Source organism: Nostoc sp. (genome assembly GCF_036917455.1).
Classification (GTDB): Bacteria; Cyanobacteriota; Cyanobacteriia; order Cyanobacteriales; family Nostocaceae; genus Nostoc.
In genome coordinates this window covers 1-20,438 of sequence record NZ_JBALDK010000227.1, presented here as the reverse complement: position 1 = coordinate 20,438, position 20,438 = coordinate 1, and the positions used below count along the sequence as shown (strand labels likewise).

The window sequence follows — 20,438 nt, the reverse complement described above, 5'->3', positions numbered from 1 at the left end:
TCGCTAAAATTTTTGTCAATAAGTAGGGGTTAATGAGATTATTTTTGAGTCTATTGAGAATAAACTAGTCTTATTGACATGATGCGGCCGCCCTGGCAATTAGGGGCTTTAGCGTTCGCAATGAATTTTCCAGTGCTCTTGAGACAAACCTTGGTTTATCTCGCCTAAAAAGTTTTGAACCAGATGTGAACGATGGTAAGAAGCACCATCCCAAAAAAGAAGTAATATGCAGGTTGGGCGACTGATCTAATAAATAACGTAGATAATCAATCGTATTTAGCCTCCTCGTCAGCTTTTGGATTCAAAGAAGTAGTTTTCTTCCAACTAATTCCTGCCGCATCCAATAAATCGTAATAGCTCCGTTTTGATTCATAAGTTAGATCGTATTCAAAAGCCAATTTATATTTGAGTTCGCCAAGTTCTCAACATTCCTTTGTTTGCAACCAACTTAAGATTTCTTCTCGTTGTTGAGCAGTTAAGTAGCCTTTTCTTCCCTTGTGGTTCAGGTGCAGCCCCGAAATTCCATATTCCTCGTAGGCTTGTTTCCAGCTTGTTATCGAACCAAGTGACACTTCTAAAATTGTTTGAATTTCTTCATACTTGTAACCTTGATAAACCAGTTGAACTGCCAACGCTTTCCTTTCCTCACGCGCATCTGGGCGATCATCTATAAATTCTTGTAGTTCTGCGATCGCAGCTTATAGATGCTGGTTTATCATTGTTCGTTCTTAGACAGATACACATCTCAGTATTATCGCTTAGTTTTTTTCAGAAATCAAATATTATTCCTATATATTCATGAAGTTGTTTTGATAACTTCTATTAATAAATATTTTAAACTAGCCAGTTTTGATACCATGTGTGCAAATTTTATATTCTTAAGTCTGCCATTTGTAAAAATTTAATAGCTATCTTGCAACTTGTACAACTTGCTTGATTTTATATACCCCTATTTTCATCATTAAGCGGATGATTTGTCTGACTATGTTTGGAGAGTCACTGCATTTAAGCGCTTCTTGTATCAAAATTATTAAAGTTTTGATATCCCCATTCTTAATTATTTGGTTTGCTTTCATAACTGCCCAAGAGCCATAGGTTTCTCTGGCTTGCTTTGATGCTTTGATAGCAACTGATTGTTCAATATAATTTGGCAAATATGATTGGATAATTTCATCAGCAAGACGTAAATCATGAAAAAATTTCCCAGAACTTGTAGAAACCTGAGTCAAAGACCCAAGGCTTGCTATTCTATATGCTGCTAATGGCTTTACTTCATAGCCGACTGAATACTTTGTAGCAATTCTTACCCACATTTCCCAATCTTCACCAGTCCAGGAAAAACGACTGTCAAATCCACCAAGTTTTTCATAAACCTCACGTTGCACTACAATCGATGGTGTTGTTAAGCGTTGTCCAGAAGCAATTTGCTCTAACCAATTATTTAATATTCCACTTTCAAGCTGTTCTAAAGACGAGATATATTGCCAGTGGCTTTGTTGATCCATAAAAATATGACGACAGAATGCAGCACCAATGTTTGGATATTTTTCAAATAGACTGTGCATTTTATCGTAAAAACTATCTAAAACACAATCATCGCCGTGCAATAGATGAATTAATTTACCACGCGATCGCTGTAAACAAGTATTAAAATTATTTATATAGCCGAGATTTTGCGGTTGCCGATAAAAGCCAACACGACCTCTTCCTAGTTCTGCAACAACTGCTTCCGGGTCATCTTTAGTAGAGCAATCATCAATCACCTCTATCTGCATTACTTCAGTACCAGGGTCTTGAGATAATACACTAGCTAGAGTCTCACGTAACTGTTCTGCACAATTGTATGTGGGGATCATGACAGACCAGAGTGGACGCGTTATCCCTTCTAGGACTGGCAGAATATTTGCAGGATTGGATTGTTGTTTATTCATATTTAAGCGTGAATTATTTACCTAATTTTCTTAAAAATGGCATATCCATTTCGCAGATTAGCATTGTGAGCCAATAGAAGATAATTGCAATCTGCAACTAGTTTTTGGTAATTCTTATAACTATGAAATATATTAATATCATCCAGTATCAAGTACTTAGCTTCAGACAGTTCTTTTAGTTCAGTAACACTAGTAAATTCTGAACCATCAATTAATACGATGTCAAAAAAAGTAATTTTGTTTTCTTGCTGGATTTTTTTGATCCAACTTTCGGTTTCATTATCTAACTTTTCTATATAATGAGATGACATGGTATAACATTGTACAAAAAAATCATGAGCAAGACGCTTCTGCAATTTAACAAATCGTGGCTTGGCAATATCGATGCAAAAGAGGTATGGATTTTTTGGATTTTCCTTAATTCCTGTTAATAGAGCTTCAGTAGTTCCTTCACCAGATGATGCTCCAATTACTAGAGCTGATTTAATATCTTCTTCTTGTGATAGCTTTTGAATAGCAGAAAAAAACTCATCATTTTTTATTTGTGATATTCGGTAAGGTAGAAAGAAACCAAATAATTTTTCTAAAAAATGTAAAAATTTTAAAATGTCACATTTAAATGCTCTAAACAAGAATTTAATACAACTAACTTTTTTTTTAACTATTGAATATATTTGATTAATAAAAATATTCATAAAGTTAAATAATTTATTTAACTTTGTATAATTTATGATTATTTTTTTCTCTTGCAAGTAGTGAGATTTTAAGGGAACCGAATTATTCAACCTTTCTAGCAAGCTAAACTGATGACAAGCTTTAAGCATAATACAAATATGCTCAACCCATTCATTTAGGCTTTGATTCGGAAGTTGATGAACACTATATCTAGATTCAGTCAGAAAAAGTAAGTTCTCATCTTTATTTATTTTATTATTCAATATATTAATGACCCAACGAGTATAATCCAATTCAGAACAATGAAGTAATGGAAATTGGTGAGCAATTTTTGTAGACTCGTTTAATTTACCTTGACAAAGAAGAGAGATAATGTAGTAAGCCCACTCTACTGGATCTGGATCTATCGCTTTATATTCTTCAAGAGTATATTTAATTGGTTGGATAATCCAATAAAGTGCTATGTCTGGATTTCCTTGATAAAGACTACATAGTGCCAGTTTTAGTTTTGGTTCAGGCATTAAAGTCTTATAATGTAGGCATTGAAGATAGAAAGTTTGTGCTTCTTGATATTTACCAGCCCAAAGTTTTTCATCTCCTTTATTTAAAAGGTCAATAATTAATCCATTGCAAATAATATGTGAATTTTTTATAACAGAAGATTGTTCTATAATTTTAAGGGAGCCGAAAGGACTTGTTTGAACAATTTTTTGATTTGGCTTGATATTTTTGTATAAGTTAAACCATTGAAAAATTTGATCTCTTTGTTTTAAGGTGTGTCGAGCATGCACAAGCTGATATCCAGCATTCGTAATTTTATGAAGTTCCTGTTGGTTTTGAAAGAGGTAATCAAGCTTATCTAATACATCAGTCTCATCAGCGAATACACAATTAATCATATCTATGAAGCCAGCTGATTCAAGAATGGGACTTTTTTCTGTAATTAGACAGGACTTAGAGCCTGGTATCTCAAAATGTTTACGTACTATTTCCTTCACTACTGAACCACAGGTTGGTACAACCCAAGAAGCATTTATAGTGCGGGCGTATTGCTCACCATATATAAGTATTGATGTCGAACTCTTGTTATATCCTGGATGTTGCCAAATTAGTGAGGGATAAGATTCAGATACCATTTTACTGATTCTTTGGCGCCAAGGGTATAGCGGATCTGTTGCTCCAGTAAACAGTACTGGTACAATTTTTAATTGGCTATAATCACGGTAAGTTTCAGGATCTATAAAATTTGGCCAAACAAATAATTTTTCGGCTATTGCTGGTATGTGTTCAGGTGTAGTAGTAGAAATAGAAAAGAAAGTTTCTATTCCCCAATTTCCCATGTCGGAGAGAAAGCCTGTCCGAGCTTCACACCAAGAATCCCCATTATGAAGACCTAGCTTTGGGATACCTGGATAAACATGAGTATTTTTAATCTTTAGCCTTTGACAACCTTTATAGTTAACTCCACTTTCAAAAAGTGTTAAGTCCGGCTGGTACTGATCACAAATCTGCTGATAATCACAATCTTCATTAATTACGGTTATATCAAAGAACTCTGACAAACATTTAACGTGTTGTTGCCTGTGCAATAAAATAAATTCAGGTAAATTTTTCTTAGGTCTATACTGAAAAAATACTAGCTTTGGTTTAGTGATATTGTTTATCATTTTTTATAAAAAAATAGATTATTTTAATTTTTGATGCTTATCCAGTACCCATACCTCGAAAATCGTAGTTTTTTTACCGAGATTATAAAATTGCTTCCTTAGAGGATGTTTAAAAAATTTTGAGGAGTCAAATTTTATACTAACCGCCTATAATATTGACTATCGATAATTGCCTCTGATGTACAAGGATCGCGCTCCTGCTCAATCCTTGTCCACTTGCAAACGTGATCGTGGATGTTGAACCACGTTCCAACATGAGCGCCAGTTGCGAAAATAAAAGTGTACACAGTTTGCCAAGGGAGAAAGTCCCCAGGCAACGCTCGCCATTTCACTCCTTCTACCAGGATATAAAATATCGCATTCAGGACTTACCACATATCGACTTCACGAGGACGACCACCTAGTTTGCCATAGATTACTAGAGAGAGAACACAAACTTTTGGACTGCAAAGTTCTTGACTGATTTCATCTTGCCAGTTGTCGCGTCTACTGTATACATCACATTGTTTTTTCTACTGCTGTCAGCAGCCAGCGCATACAGTTGGCCAGAAGCAGAGAAGCCCAAATCTTTAACATCGTTGATAAGAGGCTGTCCCTCAATGGTCAGTGTGGTCAGTCTCTTAATTTTGACCTTGCCAGTAATTATAGCTTTCTCCTGCAAATTCATCGAGATTAAGATAGGGATACCTTCTGAGCTGATCTCGGTTGCGAAAATATTTCCCTTGGCATCTTGGCATAGGTTAGCGAATCTATGGTTGGACGGTAGTGTGGGTAAGGCTAGATCATTACTAGAAAGAATTTTACCAGTTCCGAAATCGATCGTTTTCAGATAAAAAGGCGGAACGCCCCTAGTTCCTACTATGCACAGAAGTTGATTATTGGGAAGACTTAACAAACTTTCAAGAGTTTGATCGGGATTCTCCAAATCTAGTACTTTTTTAGCTCTGAATTGGCCCTTACTAGCACTTCCAACAGAATACGTAAGATAGTTGAAGTCACCATTTCTCGTGGTCGAGACTGTAGAAATTACAAGAGTCTGATCTCCAAGTACTATCGCTTTCGTAATCCGGTCAGAGTCAGCTAAAAAGAAGGCCCGAGGTCGAGGTTTTTGTTGTACAGCCGATAGATTCTCAACGGTCAGAGATTGCAGATTAACTTTAGAAACAACAGAAACAACGTTTTGAGCTAGCTGATTAGTATTAGCAGAGATAACTTTTCCTGTCGGCAGAGTGGCAGTATTCAGTTCCACCGATGGAGTTTGACTTTCTCGGTTTCGAGTATCGGATGTACTAATACTAGATATATTTACTCCAAAAAGAGACTCATTACTTGATTCGCTTTGTTGAGCAAACGCCTTACTAGAGATGTCGGCAACAACAGTGGAAGTCAAACTGGCAGCTACTAACTTGCCAAATTGTCGACGTTGCAGTGGTGTCATTTTTGTACTCCTGTGTGTGTGATGCTTTAAGGAACAATGAGGTTTGCATTTGGTGTTTGGGGTTTAGCTCCCATATCTGCTAAAATGTTGACAGTCATTTGCTTGGCGCGAGTATCTTCCCTAGGTGTGGTGACACCATCACTATCTAACCCCCACGCCCACTGAATGGTGCCGGAGGCAAAGACTTTAGCCCCACTACTAGCCGTGTAGCGGGCCGAGTATGCTTTGGTAAAATCTTGGTTGGCAGGGAGACCTGGTTCGTTAGGTGGTTCGTCGAAGTTTGGCAATAAGCTAGAAGGTACGACTGGTGACTGAGACAAGGTGACTAGTCCGGTAGGAGAAGACCCATTACTCACGATAAAATCCCATTCGTAGCCCACTAATAAAGTCAGTTGATCCCCATTCTTAAGTCCCGTGTTCGCATAGTAAGGATCGCTGCTGTTAGTGACAACAAAATTAAAACCACCATAGAGATCGGTGTCGCTACCGTACATGACTCCTAACAAGGCGTTTTCTGGTCGCTGGTTCTGGAAACTGCGGAATTTATTAGTGGCTGCTGATGACCCTTGCTGTTGGGCAACTGAATCCAATGACCAATCTTGTTTGTAGCATGTCATCACTCGGTTGGGCTTTATTTGCCCAGCAGCGAGGGTAGAATTTTCAAACCTCACTCGCCAATAACAAGTATTGGCAGAGAAAAATCCCAAATTAATTCCGTTGTTGCGGGCAGTTTCAACAGCATCGCGCATTTCTTTAGACCAGTACTCATCGTGACCCACAGACAGAAATACTTTATGATTGAGCAATTTTTGCCCATTGGTGTGAACTTGTATGCTTTCTGTGTAGGTAACATTGTAACTTTGAGATTCCAGCCAGCGCACCATATTGTATTCCCATCGTAGGGGTGAGTCGGTTTCAGTGGACTCTTGATAGGTTGCCTGGGAAAATGGCCGGTCAAAGGAAACCTTGTAAGCTCTCCCGCTCGGACTGGTAAAGTCGTATAAACTTTTACCCCCCATTGTGTTATATGCTTGGACGCAAGAAACAGCGCTTTGGAATAAAATTTCAGCAGTACTGCTATCATCGCGGACGGCAAACCACACGTGCGCTATTTTGGTACTCGCCTGGTCAGTCAGCTTTGCGATATAAATACCGCTAGTCCAGTTACTGCTTACCTGCAAGACGTAGGAAGTTGTCCAGTTACACTCGGTCAGTCCGGTGGAGGAGTCTTGGGTACAAGCGGCTTGAGTCGTGCCATTGAGTAGGCCACTGCTGGCCATCAACCTTCCTCCTGTGCCACCATAGTAGCCCAAGCGATATACATCAATAGTATATTGTCCTGCTTGTCCAAGGGAAACCTTAATATCCAGAGATTCCCCTTTATTGACACTGGTTGCCGAGGCATAGCCAGCGATCTCACTGCTACCCCGGTTGTCAAGCTTCCAGTTAGTTGTGCCAGCATTTAGGTTTTCCAAATAGATAGGATTACCGCCTCCTACTGGAGTCACTGAAGCTGAGAAAGTTATACTGCCAATGCCTACTGCCGTCGCTGTGACTACGACCCCTCCAGGTGCGGTAGGAACCGATCCCAGCGTCAAGGTTGTACTTGCTTGACCGCTAGCATTAGTTACTGCACTAGTGGGCGAGACTGATCCTCCGCCACTAGTAATGGCAAAGTTCACCGTCACTCCTGACTGAGGATTGTTTTGAGCGTTTACGACTTGCACGACTAGGGCATTAGGTAGAACTACTCCAGTCGCACCAATCTGATTGTCTCCGCTGACTTTAACTAGGTTACTGCCGACAACAAAGACAATGTCACGAGAGTAGTTACTATTCCGATAAGAATTGGTTGGAAAAGAATTCGGGTTTGTATCATACACCCCATTATTGCCGTCTGCGACTGAGCTAAGATCGCCATTAACTATCGAACTAGCCAGTTGATCATAAGTAGCTACGTAATAGGCGTTTGCGTTGACAGAGACTACATAAGTCGTATTAGCTTGAATGTTTACTGGCGTTTCTAGAAGTTGCTCCTGCCAGCCAGAAGCTGTTTCATTAATAAAAGTGACGCTTTCCAAGAGGGTTCCGGTTGCTGTCCAAATCTTACCAATATGAGATCCTGTTTCGCTAGCGGCTTTCCAGAAGCGAATAGCGTAAATCTTTCCCCCCTTAGCGCTACGGAATTTCATGCCTAATTCGTAGGGAGCGTTATCAGTAGCATTTGGAATGCTTGGTACTTGAGTTGTCAGGACAGTTTGCCTGTTCCCCGAAGGACTGGCACTAGCTGAAAAAGTAACGCTACCTACGCTGCTGGCCGTGGCACTCACGGTATTAGTTACAGGACTTGTCGCACCAGGATTAGCTCCAAGCGTTAAAGTGGTACTAGCCTGACCGTTAGCATTCGTTACTGCACTTGCGGGCAAGACTGACCCTCCGCCACTGGTAACGGCAAAGTTCACTGTTACCCCTGACTGAGGATTTCCAGCACCGTCTTTGACCTGAACAACCAAGGGATTGGGCAATGCAGTTCCGGCTGCACCAGTCTGATTGTCGCCGCTAGTTTTTGTAATTGTCGGCAGGGAAACAACTGCAAAGTCGATGTCACGAAAATAGTTAGTATTCCGGTAAGAACCGGTTGGGAAGGCTCCCGGAGTCCCATTAAACACCCCATTGCTACCGTCTGCTACTGAGCTAAGATTCCCATTGACGATGGAGTTGGCCAGCACATCATAAGTAGCCACGTAATAAGCGTTTACATTGACAGAGACTACATAAGTCGTATTAGCTTGAATGTTAAGAGGTATGGACAGAGCCTGATTCTGCCAGCCAGAAGCCGTTTCGTTAGAAAAAGTGACGCTTCCTAAGAGCGTTCCCGTTGCATTCCATATTTTGCCAATATGCGTTCCTGTTTCGCTAGGGGCTTTCCAAAAGCGAATGGCGTTAATTTGTCCGCCTGTATCGCTGCGGAATTTCATCCCTAATTCGTAGGGAACGCTATCGGTGTAGTTTGAAATGCTTGGGACTTGACTGGTAAAAAGGTTAGTCATAGCTATTTCCTATGTAGGTTAATGATTACCGATGGTAAAAACGTTGCCACAATGAGGTAGGTTCTCATACCAATTTGAAAAAAGAATGTCACAGATGGGTGAGGACACAGCAATGTTCGTAGAGAACGAACATTGCTGTGTCGCAAAAATTATTCAAATTAGTATGAGTTTTTCGTGTAAAGCGGAGGCTCTGCTGGAAGTAATTTCCACGGAGGAATTTTTTCTTTAAATCTGACAAGCTATTTTCAAAACTTTCACCACATAATCCTGTTCTTCTTGAGTCATCTGATGAAACAAGGGTAGTAGGACAGTACGATCTTGTGCTTGCTCACTCTCAGAAAGCCGATCGCATTTTCCAACTTTACACTCACAAGCTTTTGGCTCAACTCCACATGACCAGGGTTCACTTTGATAAGTACTTTCACGGTGAGCGCACATAATTCCGCGTCGTGTGGAAATGCCAGCATCTAACATTTTCTGCATGATTTGTAGCTGGTCATATTTCTCTATTAGCCGGACACAAAAGCTCTGCCAGTTACTTTTTGCCCAATTTGGCTGAGTTGGTAATTTTAATCCTGGCACATCTACAAGCTTTTCCTGATATTGCTGCGCCAAGTAACGCCGCCGCTCAATAATCTCTGGTAAACGTTTGAGTTGTTCTCGCCCAACTGCTGCCTGAATATCAGTCATGCGGTAGTTGTAACCCAACATTGGGTATGACTCAAATATTACCTGTTTCGCACCGTGGCGTACAGTATCGGGGACGCTCATCCCATGTTGTCGCCACAGGCGAAACTGTTTGTCATATTCGGGATTATTTGTGGTGAGTATCCCCCCGTCACCTGTGGTGATAACTTTGCGGGGATGGAAGGAAAAACAGGCGATGTCGCCATGCGGCTTACCAATTTTCTCCCACTGTCCATCCCAGAGAATTTCACTGCCGATCGCACAAGCTGCATCTTCAATTACTAGCAAATCGTAGCGGTGGGCAATATCCAGGATGGCTTTGAGGTCGCAAGGCATCCCGATTTGATGGACGATTAGAATAGCGCGAGTCTGCTTGCTAATCACATCCTCAATTAACATCGGATTGATGTTGTATGTCTGTGGTTCAATATCCACAAACACTGGTATTGCACCGCAGTAGCGAATACTGTTGGCAGTGGCAATATAAGAATGGCTAACGGTAATTACTTCATCCCCAGGTTGCACACCGACAGCCAATAGCGCTAGATGTAATGCTGTGGTGCAATTGGAGACAGCACAAGCATGATTTGCTCCTACGTAAGCTGCAAACTCTTGCTCAAATGCAGCAACTTCTGGCCCTTGTGTTACCCACCCAGACATAATTGCACGGCTAGCTGCTTCAGCCTCAGCTTCACCCATCCAAGGTTTAGCGATCGGGATAGAATGCATTTTCTCAGACATTGCTTGTTTCCTTTGCCAATTTCTGTTCGCGCCACCAACTCACTAGCCGACGCAATCCTTCTTCTAGAGATACCTGGGTCTCAAAACCTAGTAATTGTTTGGCTTTGCTCACATCTGCTAGTCGGCGTGCCACGGGGTTGACTTTGCGTTCTGGGCCATATTCTGGCTGTAAATCTGACCCCATTACCTTAGCCAAACTATAGGCTAAGTCATTCAGGCTGCTTTCCACGTTGCTGGCAATATTAAACACGTCATCAGTAACATCGGCTTTGGCAGCTAAAATATTCGCTCTGGCAATATCTTCGATATATACAAAGTCCATTGTCTGTTTGCCATCACCAAAAATCAGTGGTGGCTGACCTATAGCAATACGCTCCATCCAGCGAATCAGTACTTCTGTATATACACCGTAAATGTCCATACGCGGGCCGTAGACGTTAAAGTAGCGTAATGCCACATAGTCCAGCCCATACATATCATAGAAACTGCGTAATAACCCCTCGTTAAAGACCTTTGCTGCACCGTAGAGAGTGCGGTTGTTGTAGGGGTGATGGGATTCAGTGGTTGGAAACGCCTCTGCCATACCGTAGATGGAGGCTGATGAGGCAGCGACTACCTTTTTTACCCCGGCTTTCACTGCTGCTTCCAATACGTTGAAAGTGCCATCTGCCAAAACTTCTAATGCCAAACGCGGTTCTTCGGCACATTGGGTAATGCGGATTGCTGCTTGATGAAAGACTATATCCACGCCTTGCATGACTTCACCCAAGAGTTTTTGATCCCGAATGTCGCCTTCTACAATTACCAAAGGGCCATGTTCTTTTGCCCAAGCAAGGTTTTTCAGCTGTCCACGGGTGAAGTTATCTAGAACAATAATTTCAGAGACTCCTTCATTTACCAACAAATCGGCAATATGGGAACCAACTAAACCGGCACCACCTGTAATTAAAATTCGTTTATTTTGCATATTCTTCCTTTGATGGTTCATATCCTTCCCGCCAGCGTAAAAACTTAGCAGGGACACCAGCGACGATCGCATAACGTGGTACATCTTTGGTTACAACTGCACCAGCGCCAACAATGCTACCTCGGCCAATTGTTACCCCAGGTAGGATTGCCGCATTCATGCCAATATCGGCTCCTGTTTCCACTCTTACTGATTTAATTTCTAAGTCTGTTTGGATGATGGGAACATCAATCGGCAATCCAGTGTGTGATGAACCCAGCACTTTTGCACCTGGGCCCCATCCCACATAATCTTCAATAATTAAATCACGGGCATCAAAGTAGCTCTGTGGGCCAATCCAAACGTGGTTCCCAATGATGCAAGTACCATCGAACCTTCCCTGAATATAGCTTTGTGAGCCAATAAATACCTGGTTCCCAATCTCAAAGGTTTCGAGATGCTTAAAAGCTACGCCATTGCCAATACGAATGTTATGTCCGAATTTACGTGCTACCGCCCGCCAAATAGTTCGCCGCATTAGCCCGTCAAAGTCGCCATCACTGGTAGCAAAGCGGGCATATAATTCGATTAATGATTTTTGTTCATATTGAGTATTTAAATATTCTGCTAGTTGAATTTCAAAGTCAGGGTCTAGCTTTTCTGGTTGTAAGCCGTGGATAGCTGTGACTATCTTAATTTTACCTGGATCGGACATCAAATTTATCGGTTATGTTAAGCTAATTACGGCTTTGGCAACCTGAGTTTGTGACTCTGTGCTTAGTTCTGCATACATAGGTAGGGATAAAACTTCGCTAGATGCGGCTTCTGAGTGCGGAAAATCACCTGGCTTGTAGCCTAAATCTGAATAAGCTGGTTGCAGATGGACAGGAATTGGGTAATGAATACCTGTTTGAATTTCTTGCTCTTGCAGACTTTGTTGTAGGACATCTCGCTGAGGCGATCGCACCGCGTAGACATGATAAACGTGACGGCTATAAGGCATCACAACAGGTATGCTGACACCAGATTCTGCCAAGAGTTTGTCGTAATGGGCTGCGTGTGTTCTTCTCGCTTCTGTCCACTCTTCGATGTAGCGTAACTTCACCCGTAAAATCGCTCCCTGGATGCCATCCATGCGATAGTTGTAACCTTTCAAAACATGGTGATACCTGCGTTCTTGACCCCAGTCGCGCAGCATTCCCATAGTCTGAGCATATTCAGGATTATTGGTGACTGCCATACCTCCTTCACCATAAGCCCCTAAATTCTTACCAGGGTAAAAACTAAAACAACCAATGTCACCGATACTACCTACCCGTTGCCCCTTGTACTCAGCCCCATGAGCTTGTGCGGCATCTTCGATAACAGCTAAACCATGACGGCGAGCAATATTCAAAATTGGCTCCATGTCTGCTGATTGACCGTACAAATGCACGGGGAGAATCGCTTTGGTGCGTTCGGTTATTGCTTTTTCAATTTGAGTGACATCTATTGTGTAGGAAATAGGATCGATATCTACAAAAACGGGTGTAGCTCCGGTATAACAAATTGCTGCTGTAGTCGCAACGAAGGTGAAAGGCACGGTAATTACTTCGTCACCAGCACCGATGCCTGCTGCTAATAATGCTAAATGGAGGGCGCTAGTACCTGTATTGACAGCAATGCCATAATCTGCGTTGCAGTAACTGGCAAACTCTTCTTCAAAGGCTTTAACTTCATTGCCCAAAACGAATTGCGTACTTGCAAGTACTTGCAAAACAGCAGTATCAATTTCGTCTTTAATACTCAGGTATTGAGTTTTTAGGTCTACAAATGGAATCATGCTGCTACCTCTGCCACATTCAGTTCAATTAGTCGGCCTTGCTGCTTGAGAGATTGGGATGCAGCTTCGAGAATTCTGACTACCCGCAGTCCTGCTTCTCCATCGGTAATGGGGCGATCGCCTTTTTCAATACAATCAATGAAGTGTAATCCTTCTGTTTTCAAGGCTTCTGTCATATCTAACTTGGGTGAGTACATATCTCCTGTGCGATAACCAATCATCATTTGGTACACGCTTTCGGAGTTGCCATTGACTGTAATCCCCTTGTCGTAAATCTTGACTTTCTCACTGGGTTCTAAGTCATCGTAAACAATCATCCGTTGACTACCACCAATCAATGTGCGACGGATTTTTACTGGTGCTAACCAATTGACATTGATGTGAGCAATGAGATTCTTTTCAAAAAATAAGGTCAAGTAGGCAATATTTTCTGGTTCTCCAGGAACGTGGCTGATGCCTGTAGCGGAGACAGCATAAGGCTGGGATGGCAATAAGTAGCTCATGATTGAAAGGTCATGGACTGCCAAATCCCAAATGACATTAACATCATGCTGAAACAGTCCCAGGTTGACGCGTACAGAATCGTAGTAGTAAATATCACCCAAGGAATTAGTAGCAATCAAATCGTGCATCTTGCGTACCGCACCCGTATACACAAAGGTGTGATCGACCATTAATACTAGGTTGCGTTTTTCTGCCTCTTCAATCAGCCGCATTGCTTGGTCGGAGGTAGTTGTCATTGGCTTTTCTACCAACACATGTTTACCAGCCTGCAATGCAGCTAAAGCTAATTCAAAGTGACTTGAAACTGGTGTGGCGATCGCTACAGCGTCGATTTTTGGATCTGTAAATATGTCTCGACAATCTTTAGTTACTTGAATTGTCGGATAGCGAGCTTGCACCTTTGTCAATAGTTGTGGGTTAAAATCGCTGACTGTTCTAACCTGAACTCCTGGCATCTCTACAAAATTTCTTACCAGATTTGGGCCCCAATAACCATAGCCGATGACACCGATATTAATGATATTTGCCATTGCTTTTAACTAATCAAAATTTATTTTTTATGGATTATCAACCACTGCCACTAAAAGGTGGCAATAGTTCCTGGGTGAATTGCAAATCAATTGCTTTTTTATTTAAAAAATATTTATCTTTGCAAGGCTTCAGTTTTCAACAAACATAGAAGAAGGCTCTCACAAACTGTTAGCTGATATTTCTAAATTTTGGCGCTCGCCTACGCCAGGGCGTATCCCATCGCGCACATCCCCGATTACACAAGCGGGAACTCCAACTACAATTGCATAATCAGGAACATCGTGAGTTACTACCGCTCCAGAACCGATGATGGCTTTCTCACCAATAGTTACTCCTGGCAGGATGGTCGCATTACTACCAATAGATGCACAGCGCTTCACTAAAGTTTTGACTGTATACCAATCATCTTCAGTTTTTAAACTACCATCTTCATTGGTTGCACGAGGATAAAGGTCATTAGTGAACATGACTCCATGACCAATAAACACTTCATCTTCTAATACAACTCCTTCACACAAAAAACTGTGAGATGAAATTTTACAGCGACTTCCTATTGTGACATCTTTCTGAATCTCCACAAATGTACCAATTTTCGTATCATCACCAATAACGCAACCGTATAGGTTTACAAGATGAGGATGAAAAATCTTTACGTTTTTGCCTAACTTGACATCATCATTTACTACCATTACTTAATCTGCCTTTAAATTAATGCTTTTCTACGGTTTGCCAAATAGCATCTTCTAAATAAAGACACTCATCAGCTTGCCATTGATACTCTGGACGCTCAAAAGTATGCATGGTTACTTCAAATGGGCAAATCTCTTTAAGACTTTCTAGCAGAGTCTCGCTACGACGGTTAGAAAACCATGTAGTTAAGGTGTAAGAACCCATGTATAGTCTAAATTTGGGAATTTCACATCTGAGAATAAATATTCCTGGTTCTCGACAAAACGGAGCATTAGACTCGAAAAACCAGAAGATACAAATAGGTTGTTGTAAAAAATTTACTATCTGAAAAGAAAAACGCAGACTTTCATGGGGTTCAGTTACATGTAGAGCAAACTCAAAGGTAATCGGGTTTCCCCAACAGTGGATTCCTTCTTCTTCTGAGGTGTGTGCCCTTACCCAAGCTACATGATTGCCAGTTTTTGTGATAGGAGCTTGGTAATATGCTGGTGATGCAGACTCATCTTTCTGCCCAGCCAGATATAATTGCACTGCTTTGCCAGTATGACCATCAAACTGAATGTTACCTTTAGAAAGCAGGATGCAACGTTTGGTGAGTTGGGTAATAGCTTGCATACTATGACTGACGAATAAAACTGTTCGTCCTTCTTTGGTGGCTACATCACCCATTTTCCCCAAGCACTTCTTCTGAAACGCTGAATCACCTACAGCTAAAACTTCATCGACAATTAAAATCTCTGGTTCTAAATGGGCTGCAACAGAAAAAGCAAGGCGGACGTACATTCCTGATGAATAGCGTTTTACTGGGGTATCTAAAAACTTTTCAACTTCAGCAAAAGCTACTATTTCATCAAATTTCTTTTTAATTTCTACTCTACTCATCCCCAAAACGGAACCATTGAGATAGATGTTCTCTCGTCCCGTAAGTTCTGGGTGAAATCCGGTTCCTACTTCTAATAAGCTTGCTACTCGCCCTTTAATGGCGATACGTCCCCTTGTCGGTTCGGTAATCCGGCTCAAAACTTTTAAAAGGGTGGATTTACCAGCACCATTGCGTCCAATTACACCAATGGCTTCACCTTGTTGAATCTCAAAGGAAACATCTTTTAATGCCCAAAATTCTTCCCGCGTTGGGTTGGGCATTTTTTTGCCACTAAGTTTGATAAATGCCTTGGCAAAAGATGTAGCACCATCAGCAATTACATCCCGCAGTGCTTTGTAGCGACTGCCTTGCTCTTGCTGGTGAGCAATAATATATTTTTTGCTTAAATTTTCAACACTAATCATATTCTCAGACATCTGCACAGTTCCATGCTAAATTACGTCAGCAAATGTCCGTTCCATTTTGCGGAAGTACCAAATGCCACTTACTAGTAACAGGGCAACTAGTCCTAGAGATAGTGTGAATCCAGTCCAATAAAGTTTGGAATCTCCCCCTAAAATTGCCCAGCGAAAGCCATCAATTACGCCAACCATTGGGTTCAAATAGTAGAGCAAACGCCATTGTTCTGGCACAATGCTGCTACTAAAACCGACGGGTGAGACATATAGGCCAAACTGCACAATAAACGGCACAATGTAACGAAAATCTCGATATTCCACATTCAAAGCTGCCAACCACAGCCCTACTCCTAGCGAAGCAGCAAAGGCAATACCAATAAATAATGGTAAGGATAATATCCGCCAAGTTGGAACATAACTATACCAAGCCATCAGCCCTAAAAGAATCATCCCAGAAACGAGAAAGTCCACAAAGCTCACAATTACTGAACTTGCGGGCACAATCAGGCGCGGAAAGTACACTTTAGAAATCAAGTTGGCATTACTAATTAAGCTGTTGCTACACTCGCTTAGGGAATTGGAAAAAAACTGCCAGGGTAGCAAGGCAGCAAATACTAGTATTGGATAGGGTGCTGTTCCCTCTGAAGGTAATTTCGCCAAATTTCCGAAGATGACGCTGAAGACGATCATCGTCAAAAATGGTCTAATTAGTGCCCAGAGCATACCAATCATTGTTTGTTTGTAGCGAACTAGAATGTCACGCCAAGCCAGAAAATAAAATAGCTCTCGATAGCGCCACAGGTCTTTCCAATACTGCTCCTCACTACGTCCAGCTTCAATTACCAACTCTGGCTTTGAGGTAATTCCTTTACTACTCATAATATTGATTCAAGACCGCTGCTTTTAAGCATTAATTGACAAACTGAAAATCTTTGATGTTCTGATAGTTAAGCATCTTTGCCTGCTTGCGAGTAAATTCTCCAACAGAAGGGTTTCCTTCAGGGTTAATTACTCCTGTCACTTGCTGCCAAAGCTCTTGTGGCGCTACGCAAACTTTATAGGTGCGTTCGTTTGACTTGCAGACGTGATACCAGATTGTTTGCTGGCAGCGATCGCACCAAAAGGCTTCCAACCATTCTCCCCCGATGCTAACTGTGGTTTGGCTTGCTACCAACATCAATGCACTTCGGCGACTCATGCCCCGTTGCTGCAACTGTCCTGCTTGGTCGGCAAATAATTGATATTTTTGACTCCTGCTTTCAAGGTAACAGCCATGATTGGGACAATAGATATCTCTTCGTTTTGAACGTTTCCGATTTCGGTCACACCTTCTCTGCAATTCGACCTCCCACTTCTAGTAAATAAACAGTGAAATTCGGAAGGTTACGTTGGAGGGACTGAGATCAAAAAGACCATCGAAGCCCATCTCCTAAAGTTAAAACATAAGTACTATTTAATTCCACTATGCTGATTGACAAATATTCTCAAATCAGGAATTTATTTTTTAAATCTGGCAACAAGCTTAACCTTGTTATCACACAATAGGATTACCTGATTTTTTAGTTAAATGAATTATTTATCTCTGTCAATCTGTCTAAAAGCATAACATATTATAGCAGATTTATATTATCTTAATCAAACTCATCACAATCGCAACACAAAACTCTTTTCAGCATCGTTTGTAGAAGTTTATGCATGACAAAGAGTAAGGCTCACAAGGGGCTTATCATCTATCAGCCTAACTACTAGCTATTATTTTCGGTTCATTGTGAGAATCGTTTTCCACTTCATTTACGCATTAATAAACCCCTCCAAAAGCTAAATTTTCATTAAAAACTATTAAATATTTTTTATTCAAGCAAGGCTTTAATCTAGCTTCAATAAAAAGGTAAATCTTCCTGGTAAAACAGTCTATTGTACCTGTACTCCAATATCGAGAAAGTACCGCCAAACTCAAGAGATGATGGCAAATACTTCCTCTAAATACCCCATTTTCTATCGGCTGAGCCTGCTAATACCATTTCACTGGTAGCAGAGGCCAGAGGAAGGAGCAAAAAAGAATGATTGGTAGCTGTATTTTCGAGAATTGGTTATGAGGCTAAAAATCTTTGGAACCCACACTAATCTGTGCTAATTATTTCTCAAAGAACTATTTTGTATGGCTTTGAGACATAGATATCACACTATCAGGTAATACCGCTCGTTGCAAAACATCAAGGTATTGTTGAGAGATAATCTTAGGTGTGAAGTGCGATCGCAAATACTGACGACCTGCCTTGCCCATACGCTCTGCTAATTGCCGATCGCGACTGAGTAAGCGAATAAACTGAGCTAGAGCATGACTGTCTCCATTGTCAAAGGTGCTACCACAATTGGCTTCGGCAATGAGTTGTTTCAGGTATGAATACTGCGAACAAATCACCGCTATCGGTCTTCCAGATGCTAAAGCTGAGTAAAGCTTGCTAGGAACGACTAAACTCTCGGTTGATGCATCTACACTCACTAGTGATAGATCGCAAGCCGTTAAGGAATAGGGCAGCACCTGTTTGTCTTGATATGGCAGAAAGGTAAAATTCAAGAGTCCTAATTGATTCACTTCTTGAATCAATTCATCCCTTTTCGCTCCACCACCAATGCAGACAAAATGAACTGGCTCATCTAGAAGTAGCTGGGCTGCTTGCAGCATAGTTGCCATATCATGGCAGCGCCCCATATTCCCGGAGTAGAGTACAGTAAATTTGTTGACTAGATTATGCTTCAAGGCAAACCAGTTTTCTTCCTTGGCAATTGGCACAATCAATTCCGGGTTCGCCCAACTGTGAATTACCGAAATCTTATCGGCTACTTGCGGGCAATTTGCTAGCACTTGCTGTTTCATGGCTGGACTAAGAACCACAATCCCTTTAGCATTTAGCCAAATCTGTTTGTTAATGGCACGCCATAACCGAGCTAGCCAGTTATGCTTGGAGACCACTCCCAGTGCGATCGCAATATCGGGATAAAGATCGTAGAGGATGCAAACATAGGGAAGTCGGAACAACAGATAAGCCAGATATCCGATGATTGGCAAAAATGGGGGGGCTGTAGTCACTAATAATACATTGCTGCGTCGCCAAGCTCGGAGCATATATAGTACAACCCGCAAGGTGTACAAGACACCATTCACAGCTTTGCCACGAATTCGCCCCGGCCAAAGTTGGGCTGTGCGCGATCGCTGAATTCGGATTCCACCCACACGTTCAACTGCTAAAGCAGTAGTTTGAGAGTCAAACGCATATCCTGGCTGACTCGTAAAAACCTCAATATCTACTCCTTGCTGCCCTAACTGTTTCACCAGTTCCTCAATTAACTGTCCTGTAGGAGCATAGTCTGGTGGGAAAAACTGGGTGATTACAGACAATTTGATGGATTGCTGAGTTTTTAGAGAATAGTCATTCTTAACATCTAAGGAAGTAGAAATGGATTGCAAAAATTTTTGATTAATCCATTCATTAAGTCTCATCAGTGGTACCTTGTTGTAGAAATCTTGTTAAAGACACTACTGAACTGCTCAAGCCATTAATAACTACACACAAGGACTTTCCTGAATTAACAAATATTTTCAATTTGCTCCAGACAAAGTAATTAATTTATTGGTATACATTAACTTTCCTTATACTCACAGATACTCACAGATATATCTGCTAATTGCGCTGGCAACTAAGGCGCTTAATAGGAATGTGTACTCGTTTGAGTTTGTATACGCAAGATTTTCGGACATGGGAACACAACAAGAACTATCAGTCTAAACGGCTATGATAATCATAGATATGTAGATTACACTATAAAAGTTCCTTTTACAAGCTTATAATAAGTTTTCTTTGATAGCTAAAGCAAACTAACAGCTACTATGAACTTATGTATGCTAAGGAATTAAAACCTTATCACCATTGAATTTCGAATGTTTTGACTTACTTAATTTTACATTTTTTTTAGCAAAATTTATTACATGCAATATTACATGTAGGTACTATATCTAATATTGAATTTTACATGTAATTACTTCTAACGATACCATAAGAAAAGGATGTTTTAAATTTACCCGGACATTTCATTAAAAATTTATTTTTTGATAATAGCATAAAGAGAAACTTCACAAAAGAGTTACTTAGTACTGAGGCATTAAATTGTCTGAATCCTAAATCTGAAAGGACGTAAATTGCCCATCTTTCAGTCCCTCAATAATTAGCGCTGGTCATTAGCGAAGCGTCTCGCAGAGAAGATGTTGGTGTAGCGATCGCCTATCTTTTCTGGTTTTTAGTACTGCACTTCTTGTATAATTTCTCAATCTTTAATCTCTACAACTCGTTTTCTTCATGAACTTTTATGTCTGAAAATTTGTACATTTATTAAGTCTAGTTGGTCATTGTTGCAGTGTTATTAGATTGATATTAATAAATTTCTCACCTGCTTTATCCAAATCATACTTTGATGCG

General features: G+C 41.0%; 15 protein-coding genes and 1 pseudogene. All 16 read right to left on the bottom strand.

What is annotated here, in order from left to right:
* Positions 1–111: 111 nt before the first annotated feature.
* A pseudogene (locus tag V7K42_RS25340) lies at positions 112–695 on the bottom strand (helix-turn-helix domain-containing protein); the annotation flags it as partial.
* A gap of 213 nt (positions 696–908) precedes the next feature.
* Positions 909–1,931, bottom strand: a complete 1,023-nt coding sequence (locus tag V7K42_RS25335; protein WP_334920007.1) for a glycosyltransferase family 2 protein — start codon at positions 1,929–1,931, stop codon at positions 909–911.
* 17 nt (positions 1,932–1,948) lie between these two features.
* A complete protein-coding gene (locus tag V7K42_RS25330) occupies positions 1,949–4,273 on the bottom strand; it encodes a glycosyltransferase (RefSeq protein WP_334920006.1) in 2,325 nt (774 codons plus the stop codon).
* A 134-nt stretch (positions 4,274–4,407) separates the two neighbouring features.
* A complete protein-coding gene (locus tag V7K42_RS25325; RefSeq protein WP_442938630.1) occupies positions 4,408–4,629 on the bottom strand; it encodes a hypothetical protein in 222 nt (73 codons plus the stop codon).
* Between the two features lie 62 nt (positions 4,630–4,691).
* Positions 4,692–5,711: a hypothetical protein gene (locus V7K42_RS25320; RefSeq protein ID WP_334920004.1), complete on the bottom strand. Its 1,020-nt coding sequence runs from the start codon at positions 5,709–5,711 to the stop codon at positions 4,692–4,694.
* Between the two features lie 26 nt (positions 5,712–5,737).
* Entirely contained in the window at positions 5,738–8,761 is a 3,024-nt protein-coding gene (locus V7K42_RS25315; RefSeq protein ID WP_334920003.1) for a N,N-dimethylformamidase beta subunit family domain-containing protein, read from the bottom strand.
* Positions 8,762–8,986: 225 nt separating this feature from the next.
* On the bottom strand, positions 8,987–10,189 hold the full coding sequence (locus V7K42_RS25310; protein ID WP_334920002.1) for a DegT/DnrJ/EryC1/StrS family aminotransferase: 1,203 nt from the start codon (positions 10,187–10,189) through the stop codon (positions 8,987–8,989).
* On the bottom strand, positions 10,182–11,156 hold the full coding sequence (locus tag V7K42_RS25305) for an NAD-dependent epimerase/dehydratase family protein (RefSeq protein ID WP_334920001.1): 975 nt from the start codon (positions 11,154–11,156) through the stop codon (positions 10,182–10,184). Before V7K42_RS25305 ends, V7K42_RS25310 begins: the two co-directional genes overlap by 8 nt.
* Entirely contained in the window at positions 11,146–11,850 is a 705-nt protein-coding gene (locus tag V7K42_RS25300) for an acyltransferase (RefSeq protein ID WP_334920000.1), read from the bottom strand. The genes V7K42_RS25305 and V7K42_RS25300 overlap by 11 nt, the downstream gene beginning before the upstream one ends.
* A gap of 12 nt (positions 11,851–11,862) precedes the next feature.
* Positions 11,863–12,957: a DegT/DnrJ/EryC1/StrS family aminotransferase gene (locus V7K42_RS25295; RefSeq protein ID WP_334919999.1), complete on the bottom strand. Its 1,095-nt coding sequence runs from the start codon at positions 12,955–12,957 to the stop codon at positions 11,863–11,865.
* The gene (locus V7K42_RS25290; protein WP_334919998.1) at positions 12,954–13,991 is read right to left on the bottom strand and encodes a Gfo/Idh/MocA family protein; all 1,038 of its coding nucleotides are present in this window, start codon (positions 13,989–13,991) and stop codon (positions 12,954–12,956) included. The genes V7K42_RS25295 and V7K42_RS25290 overlap by 4 nt, the downstream gene beginning before the upstream one ends.
* Before the next feature lie 159 nt (positions 13,992–14,150).
* Complete coding sequence (locus V7K42_RS25285) at positions 14,151–14,681, bottom strand: acyltransferase (RefSeq protein WP_334919997.1); 531 nt, start codon at positions 14,679–14,681, stop codon at positions 14,151–14,153.
* 19 nt (positions 14,682–14,700) lie between these two features.
* Positions 14,701–15,981, bottom strand: a complete 1,281-nt coding sequence (locus V7K42_RS25280) for an ABC transporter ATP-binding protein (protein WP_334919996.1) — start codon at positions 15,979–15,981, stop codon at positions 14,701–14,703.
* A 15-nt stretch (positions 15,982–15,996) separates the two neighbouring features.
* A complete protein-coding gene (locus tag V7K42_RS25275; RefSeq protein WP_334919995.1) occupies positions 15,997–16,842 on the bottom strand; it encodes an ABC transporter permease in 846 nt (281 codons plus the stop codon).
* Positions 16,843–16,873: 31 nt separating this feature from the next.
* Positions 16,874–17,302 carry a hypothetical protein gene (locus V7K42_RS25270; protein ID WP_334890229.1) on the bottom strand — a complete coding sequence of 143 codons (429 nt, stop codon included), beginning with the start codon at positions 17,300–17,302 and terminating at the stop codon, positions 16,874–16,876.
* 810 nt (positions 17,303–18,112) lie between these two features.
* Entirely contained in the window at positions 18,113–19,465 is a 1,353-nt protein-coding gene (locus V7K42_RS25265) for a glycosyltransferase family 4 protein (protein ID WP_334919994.1), read from the bottom strand.
* Positions 19,466–20,438: the final 973 nt, after the last annotated feature.